The 7,780-nt window shown below is 46.1% G+C and carries 7 protein-coding genes; 3 read left to right on the top strand and 4 right to left on the bottom strand.

Annotated elements, in window-relative coordinates; genetic code table 11:
* Nucleotides 1–396 precede the first annotated feature (396 nt).
* From QUA44_RS29805 to QUA44_RS29795, 3 genes are all read right to left on the bottom strand, one after another.
* Nucleotides 397–2,067, bottom strand: a complete 1,671-nt coding sequence (locus QUA44_RS29805) for a PEP-CTERM sorting domain-containing protein (RefSeq protein WP_333257328.1) — start codon at nt 2,065–2,067, stop codon at nt 397–399.
* 190 nt (nt 2,068–2,257) lie between these two features.
* The gene (locus QUA44_RS29800; protein WP_333257330.1) at nt 2,258–2,572 is read right to left on the bottom strand and encodes a hypothetical protein; all 315 of its coding nucleotides are present in this window, start codon (nt 2,570–2,572) and stop codon (nt 2,258–2,260) included.
* Between the two features lie 238 nt (nt 2,573–2,810).
* Entirely contained in the window at nt 2,811–3,935 is a 1,125-nt protein-coding gene (locus tag QUA44_RS29795; RefSeq protein WP_333257333.1) for a peptidylprolyl isomerase, read from the bottom strand.
* 432 nt (nt 3,936–4,367) lie between these two features.
* On the opposite strand from QUA44_RS29795, the gene efp reads away from it, so the two are divergent.
* The 3 genes from efp (at nt 4,368) to QUA44_RS29780 (ending at nt 6,101) form a co-directional block, all read left to right on the top strand.
* On the top strand, nt 4,368–4,925 hold the full coding sequence (gene efp / locus QUA44_RS29790) for an elongation factor P (protein WP_333257336.1): 558 nt from the start codon (nt 4,368–4,370) through the stop codon (nt 4,923–4,925).
* Between the two features lie 199 nt (nt 4,926–5,124).
* The gene (gene accB / locus QUA44_RS29785; protein WP_333257339.1) at nt 5,125–5,682 is read left to right on the top strand and encodes an acetyl-CoA carboxylase biotin carboxyl carrier protein; all 558 of its coding nucleotides are present in this window, start codon (nt 5,125–5,127) and stop codon (nt 5,680–5,682) included.
* A gap of 26 nt (nt 5,683–5,708) precedes the next feature.
* Nucleotides 5,709–6,101, top strand: coding sequence for an ArsR/SmtB family transcription factor (locus QUA44_RS29780; protein WP_006631662.1), 393 nt, complete (start codon nt 5,709–5,711; stop codon nt 6,099–6,101).
* 122 nt (nt 6,102–6,223) lie between these two features.
* Here the strand turns inward: QUA44_RS29780 and QUA44_RS29775 are convergent, their stop codons facing one another.
* On the bottom strand, nt 6,224–6,964 hold the full coding sequence (locus QUA44_RS29775) for a GerMN domain-containing protein (RefSeq protein WP_333257342.1): 741 nt from the start codon (nt 6,962–6,964) through the stop codon (nt 6,224–6,226).
* Nucleotides 6,965–7,780: the final 816 nt, after the last annotated feature.

Raw genomic sequence — 7,780 nt, 5'->3', positions numbered from 1 at the left:
AATCTTCTCTTCATCCCTTGGGCTTGTCTTGGCAACTAGATTAACTGTTACCCCTACTTATTGAGCCGATACGAGAATTTTTTATTAATTTGATACTATTATATTTGATTTTATCTACTATCGTTTATGATTTTTTTGGAATTATTTAACCTGCATCACAGGGGATTCAAGCCCCCACCTTTAGGTGGATTGTTTTTAGGCAGGGGCTTAAATCCCCTGCCTAAAAACTTCACTGTCAACTGTCAACTGTCAACTGTTAACGCAGAGAGCGCAGAGGGCGCAGAGGAAGAGAATAGAGATATGAACAATTCGGACATCAACTTATTTGACAAGTAAACCTAAATATAATACTAGATTCTCGAATTCTTTGAGGATTCGAGAATCTAACATGATTTCTTAGTCGGCTGAGGCAGACTTCGTGTGTGTAGAAGCGATTTCAAGAGCCGATCCAATCGCCGCTAATTTCCGCTTCCGCTTCAGCAACAAACCAGCAAAAAAAGCAGCCGAAGTTACTATCCCCGCAATCTCAGAAGGTTCGGGAACAGCTTCCGCATCATCCATCGCCCGCATCTTGAAAGAGAACTTATCTCGATTAGATTCCAATTTAATCGGGAAAGCTAGAGGATTTTTCGGGTCAATTACTGCATCAATGCCAGTGACGCTAAACTCCGAAACACCGTAACCGAGTAAGGCGACAAAATCTACTACTTCATTAGGCTTGAATTTGCCGATTTCTTGGCCGCCAACTAAGACGCTGAAAAGTTCGTCAGCATCAATGCCGCTGGGAAGACCTAGAATTTTAGTAAATAGCGATGGTTCCGTTGGATTGGGAGTAAGTACGATCGGGCTTTTGTCAACAATGCAGCCATCACCCGTCCCCCCGCTACCGCCAGAAGCCGCAGCATCGCCTATTTTGAAAGTAAAACCAGCAGCCGTGGGCGGGTCAAACCATTTACGGCTGACAACATTATTAAAACTATGCCAACCATCCTCAAAACTATCAGGTAACAAGGGATTTCGCTGAGAACTACCGCAGATTGGGTTGAGGAGGAAAGCATGACTTTTTCCAGTGGCACTGTTAATGCCCTGTCCCACAATTTGACCGCGATCGTTAATGCCGCTTACTTGTTGTAAAAACCACCCAGACTCCTCATCAATCAGACTGTTGAGGTCAGCCATTTCGCCATCTTCCCAGATGAAACCATGATTGAGCCCGCCATTGCCAGTAACGGTATCAAAGCCTGCTACTTGCCCTTTATTGTTAATCGCGATCGCAGCACTCATATTGCCACCGAGAGTACCGAGGTTTGTAACTTCACCGTTTGACCACAAAGTAGCATGGCTTTGCTTGAGGGTACTATTTGATGAAGCACCAACTGCCTGCCCAGAATCATTGATATCATAAGCTGTACTGCCGTTATCTCCTGGAAGGGTTCCCAAGTCAATCATGTTGCCATTTTCCCACTGGAAAGCATGAGTTATGCCTAAAGCTAGGCCCGAATAACCAACTACTTGTCCTTGATTGTTGATACCCTGAGCCCCTCCATTGAAACCAAGAGTACCCAAATCGATCATCTCGCCGTTTTGCCACAAAAAGGGATTAAATTTCTCTTTTGTAGTATTAAACCAACCAACTATTTGTCCAGCGTCATTGATGTCGCTAGCCAGACTGCTGATACCACCAAAATAACCGAGGTCAGTCCTTTGACCGTTTTCCCACACGTAGGCATTATTCGTCCAATTTTCACCCAGATAACGACCCACGACTTGACCGGAACTATTCATTTGGTAAGCCCAAGTGGTGTCTTTGATTTCAGTTATCTGACCGTTGTCCCACACCCCAGCAACACCATTACTAACTAGCACTTGTCCAGAATTGGTTATACCGTAGGCATTGGTTTGGCCGAGGTCGGTAACGGCATAGGAAGCGAAACCAGTATGGAGACTGGCGGCATTTACCGGTTCAACGGCGCTAAATCCCAAGACGGTGAAAGCAGTCAACGACAGACAGCTTTGAACAAACCCTTTCAGGGGAGCTTGTTCAAGCATTTTTGTGAATCTTTTCATGTGCACCTCAGATTTTGTCATCAAGTTGGTCTAGTCCCTTTGGGGAGTAGAGAACGACTTCCCTGTGTATCTATCTGAGGCGCGATCGAGATTTTATGCAAAGACACGGAATTTGTTACAAAACTTTACGTTATCCAGCAAAAAGATTAACTGTCAACTGTCAACTGTCAACTGTCCACTGTCCACTGCTTTACCATTCCTTACCCGAACTCGGCGGCAAGCGCAACCTAGGAAACCTATAAAAAGTATCCCCTTCATCATCTACCTCTAAAATCGCCGAAAAAATCTTAACTTGCCGACTTAAATACTGCTGAGCCACTTCAGCCTCAACCCTAGCATTAGCCGCCAGTTGAATCAACGAAATTTGACTGTTGTGAGTTTCCAACAACTGATAAAAAGCCTCATCCAACCGCTGCTTTTGCTTGCTTTCATTCACATTTTTTACAATCAACAACCCGGCGAATCCGCCCAAACCTATTACCAATAAAAATTGTAAAATAGCCATATTCTAGATTTAATTCCTAATTTTAATAACGAAACTATAAAAATCATCTCTTCCTCCAGCCCGCTGATGCGGGATTTATCTGTGCAGAAGCGATTTCAATCTCCTTCACCATCTAGAAACGATTTCAATCGCAGTCACTCTTGATTTTTTTAGCCCGCACAGGCGGGCTTTGTTTGTGTAAAAGCGATTTCAATCGCCGTCACTTTTGACAAGCAGCGATTTCAATCGCCGTCATTAATTAAACTTGAGGTCGCACCAAATTTTCGATTCCTTTAACTACCTTAGCAGATACAATCTTGTCTCCCTGCTTCAGTTGCTCCAAAACTTCTTTTCCTTCAATCATGTAACCAAAAACAGCATAGCGGCCGTCCAAAAGATTCAGGCCAGCGGGCGTGAGTTCAGGTTCAAACAAGAAAAAGAAAAATTGAGAAGAACCGCTGTCGGGATCGGCTTCTTCCCTAGCCATCGCCACTGTACCGAAAGCCGAAAAAGGTAAAACAGGTTCGTCGCGATAACGCCCCGCATCTTCTAGAGTAATCCCGTAAATAGGTTCTTTTTCGTCCCTGACGAGCACTTCTAGCGGTACATTCCGGTATTTGCCAGTAGCTGGGTCAATAAAACCGACTTCCTTGCCTTCGGGGTCTCCTGTTTGCAAAACGTAGGATTCTTCCGATCGAATAAACGGCAAACCGTCATAAAAACCTCGATCAACTAAATCCACAAAATTACCAGCCGTAACCGGGGCGCTGTAGCCGTCAACCACAACATTAATTTCCCCTTTTTCAGTTTGTACAGCCACAGTAGCGCGCCCTTTCAGTTGAGGCAGATTAGCATACTTGGCAGGCACTTCAAACGGAAACTTTGTCACCATCAACTCTTCGATTTCGCCTACCGAACCTAAGATTGTGGCTTTCAAGTCAATCACTTTGTCCCTGTCTTTAGCCTCAACAGCCTTTTCCAGTTGAGCAATTCCGTCCTTGACTCCTGCAACTAGCGCCTCAGCTTCCGGCTTTTTGGCGTCGGGAATACTCTCTAAAAGGTCAGATTCCCGAAGGTTCAGAATCCTGGAAGCTTTACTGACATCGCTGCTAATCGGCCCCCAACGTTTAGATCGTATGTGGTTGCCAATGTCTTCGAGACTGATTTGCAACTCTCGCACAGTTTGATTGTCAATAGGTAAAGCGAAGCGCAGCAGCGCCCGCCCGTCCGTAATCGCATTCCCAGCAGGCATACTGCTGCTGGGGCGTTTGGCATGGGAGACTGAACTGAAACTCAGGGAGAGAGTGAACAGCAAGAGCGCTAAAGCGACGGTTTTGCCCCAGCGCTTGCACGTATTGATCGAGAAATTAGGCCAATGCAACATAACTTTAACTTTTATTGCCTCTATTATCTTCCCACAGCGCTGTCGGCCTTCTAAGCTGCTACCCATCTAAAGTGCCTGTTCGTTCGGGCAGGGAGGGAGTTGCCCACTAACAATAGTCACCAGTCAACTGACAACAGCCCACTGCCCACTGCCATTAACATTTCAGTACAGCACTTGCTCCCTTTGAACGGTAAAATAAAATGCCAATTGCTTTTTTGATGCCGTCAGCTAGACTGCAGCTTTAACCTGACCCGCTCAAAAACGGATACAATCCCCAGACTCCTGTCGTGGAGAGATCAAAATTTTAGACCAAGGTTCCATCTCCCAAATTCATCTGTGGAGTAAATCTAAAATCTAAAATCTAAAATCTAAAATCGACTGACTGTAGTTCCCCCGTGCCCCAAGGCGACGGGATTGCCCGCAAAAATTTATATGATCTCTAGTAACGACTTTCGACCAGGTGTTTCAATTGAATGGAATAACGGCGTGTGGCGGGTTATCGAATTCCTCCACGTCAAGCCAGGAAAAGGCTCGGCTTTCGTGCGGACAAAATTAAAAAACGTCCAAACCGGAAACGTAGTAGAACAAACCTTCCGGGCGGGCGAGACTATGCCTCAAGCCAACCTGGAAAAGAGTGTGATGCAGCATACCTATAAAGAGGGCGACGAGTTCGTCTTTATGGATATGGAAACCTACGAGGAAAGTCGCCTCAATTCTAAGCAAATAGGCGATCGAGTCAAGTACCTCAATGAAGGGATGGAAGTCAACATCCTTCGCTGGAACGACCAAATCCTGGAAGTGGAACTGCCCAATTCTGTTGTCTTGGAAGTGATGCAAACCGATCCCGGAGTCAAAGGAGATACTGCCACTGGTGGCAGCAAACCCGCGATCGTCTCCACCGGAGCTCAGGTTATGGTGCCTCTATTTATTTCCATTGGAGAACGGATTCGGATTGATACTCGTGAAGACAAGTACCTCGGCCGAGAGTAGAAACGAGAGAGGAAAAGGGAGTTTTTAGTTTTTAGTTCTGAGTTATGAGTTAAAGAAGTCCAAATTCAATACTCATCGCTCACAGCTTAAAAACTATCCCTTTTGCCTTCAAAGTCGTTGATGCTCCTAGCTTCGCCTGATTCTGAATTTTCAATTTTCAATTCTCAATTTTCAATTCTCAATTACCCTTGAATCTGCTGTGCAACTAGACTTAAACCAGCTTTGTGACCTGCTAACTGTATTAGACAAAACTGGCATTTCGGAACTGACCTTAAAAAGTGGGGATATTGAACTGACAGTACGCAAAGGCAGTCTGGCAAGTTCACCAGGCACCTCTGCTGCGCTCCCTGCTGCCGTGGCGACAGTCGCTCCGATCGCCTTGGGCGCTGTTGCTAGCCCCACCTTAGCGTCAACTCCGGCTGTTGAGCAAAATTTAGCAGCGGATCTGGCTGCCCCTGTACCCGTCGCCCCTGTCGCCGTACCTGCTGCCGTACCTGCTTCTGTCGATACGAAATGGGTGCCAATTATCTCGCCGATGGTAGGAACCTTTTATCGCGCTGCTGCTCCTGACGAGCCGCCTTTTGTCAATGTGGGCGATCGCATCAAGGTCAGCCAGACAGTTTGTATTATCGAAGCGATGAAGCTGATGAACGAGATCGATGCTGATGAAGTGTCCGGTCAAGTGATGGAAATTTTAGTTCAAAATGGCGAACCTGTCGAATACGGTCAAGTTTTGATGCGAATTAATCCGGATTGAAAGATTACTTTATTGTTATGGAATAAATGCTAATATTTCCAGATCACTTCTCTCCGGTGAGTTTGATGAAGTCATCCCAGCCTGTCCCGCAAGAGGTTGTGCAACAAGTTGCTGAGTATTTCAGTATTTTGAGCGAGCCAATGCGTTTACGAATTTTGAACTTGCTTCGCGACGGCGAAAAATGCGTGCAAGAGTTGGTGGAAGCTACTCAAACGAGTCAAGCCAATGTTTCTAAGCACCTAAAACTCATGCTCCAAGCTGGTATCCTTACTCGCCGGAGTGAAGGGACTTCAGCTTATTATAAGGTGCAAGACGAGTTAATTTTCGAGCTGTGTAATATGGTGTGCGATCGGCTTGCCAGCCGGATCGAACAGCAAGCCCTACACTTTCGGGCATTTAGCCTAACTACGAAGCACTGAAAATTAGTTGCCAGTCCTCAATCCTCAATCCTCAATCCTCAGTCATGAGTCATCAGTTATCAATTCCTATTATCGGCCTTGAGACCGATGACTAATCACTTGTAACTAATGACTCATAATTACTAAAGAGGAAAATTTTTGTCAAAACTTTGGCGGGTACTCGGCTGAGCCACCTCCAAACCTTCGCCACCCAAAAGTTCTAAAGGCTTGCCTTCCACCGAAATCCAAACCTTGGTATTCGGTTGTAAACTCGTAGCCGTATAGATAACTTGCCCTAACCGACCAGTCATCGAATTGCTCCCTCCCCCCGAAGTAAATTCGGCCGACAAATCCACATAAACTCCGTCATTCTTAACACTCAAACCCCTGAGTTTTGTCCCATTAGGAATTTCGCTAGAAACAGTTCCATCCTTCGGCCCAGCCAACAAACTGTTAAAAGCAGCTTGTAAAGCTGCATCAGGCTTGTCAGCTTGTTTGACAGCTACTTTCGTAGGAACTCCCTCAAATTTGCCGCTGGCATCTTTAACCCAGTAAACTTGCACTGTCTGGACATCTGTTTGCTGCAAAGGCTTTGGCTGTGGCGACTTTGGCACCAGAGCGTTAGGCGTCTGAGCGTTAGGCGTCTGAGCGTTAGGAACTGGGACAGGAGTTGGAGGGGGCACCGGGATAATTACAACAGGGGATTCCGCAGGAATTGGGGACAGCGCCGGAGCGTTAGTCGGAGCGGAAGACTGTGTGTCTGCGGGAGTTGGCGAACGATTCGCCGTCCACCAGGCGATGCCCCCTCCCGCAAGTAAAGCCAACCCGCAAACACCAGCAATCACTGCGGTGGAGACGCGGCGTACTTCTTTTCCATCTTTCATAATACAAATTCTCCTTACAGATAGAGCGCTTGGGACGGTGAGGAGCGACTCCTGATCAGCTACATTTGTCTATGGTTAGATTCTGGAATTGACACAATTGCATTGCTGCTAGCGAACACTTTATAGCAAGCCCAACATATTCTGAATCCGACTATTGGAATCCTAGACCATAATATAAGATTTCGCCCGTGGAGTATGTCACCAAAAACGAGAGGGAAGCCCCGGGCTAACGACATGGGGAGGAACTCGGTAGCGGTTTCAACCGCCTTGAATCCCCTTTCGGGGTTGGAGGGGTATGGTTGCCCCTCCGATGAGGTATTGTTGCCTCAAACTCCCATTTCTGGGGTAATGTTAGCTTGTCGGTCAATGTTTAGTGAGCTTGTTGGGCTGAAAGCACTGTAAAGCGTGACCTTAGAACTGTTTAACTCTCAACGATAGAGCAAGGGACTAGCTACGCATCCCAGGGTATCGTGACTCAAAAAACGTAGTCAGTTAAGACTTAGGCTGGTCAAGATGGCTTGTTAGATTTCTCTTTCAAGCCCCTAGCTTCAGCTCTGGGGTTCCTGACAGTATCTCGATCGGCCTAGTGGCTATATTCTATAGTAATCATAAAAAATTAAAGAATAAAGGAAGAAAAAATAAGTAAAAAGGAAGAAGGAAAGCAACGAATGGATGTAACGGAGGTAAGGGTGGTAACCGATTTAAGGGATTTAGCGGATAGAAGCAGGTCTCTAAAATATTTTTCCCCAAACAAAAAGCGCCCCTATTACTAGGAGCGCTGTTTGTCAATCTCAGACTAAAACTTAGCCATTGATA

This window comes from Microcoleus sp. N9_A2, from assembly GCF_036701775.1.
Lineage (GTDB): Bacteria > Cyanobacteriota > Cyanobacteriia > Cyanobacteriales > Microcoleaceae > Microcoleus.
This window is presented reverse-complemented; position numbering and strand designations above follow the sequence as displayed.

Excerpts from the sequence above, each read along its gene's own strand:
- QUA44_RS29805 (WP_333257328.1), bottom strand. The coding sequence starts at position 2,067 with ATGAAAAGATTCACAAAAATGCTTGAACAAGCTCCCCTGAAAGGGTTT.
- QUA44_RS29800 (WP_333257330.1), bottom strand. The coding sequence starts at position 2,572 with ATGGCTATTTTACAATTTTTATTGGTAATAGGTTTGGGCGGATTCGCC.
- QUA44_RS29795 (WP_333257333.1), bottom strand. The coding sequence starts at position 3,935 with ATGTTGCATTGGCCTAATTTCTCGATCAATACGTGCAAGCGCTGGGGC.
- efp (WP_333257336.1), top strand. The coding sequence starts at position 4,368 with ATGATCTCTAGTAACGACTTTCGACCAGGTGTTTCAATTGAATGGAAT.
- QUA44_RS29780 (WP_006631662.1), top strand. The coding sequence starts at position 5,709 with ATGCTAATATTTCCAGATCACTTCTCTCCGGTGAGTTTGATGAAGTCA.
- QUA44_RS29775 (WP_333257342.1), bottom strand. The coding sequence starts at position 6,964 with ATGAAAGATGGAAAAGAAGTACGCCGCGTCTCCACCGCAGTGATTGCT.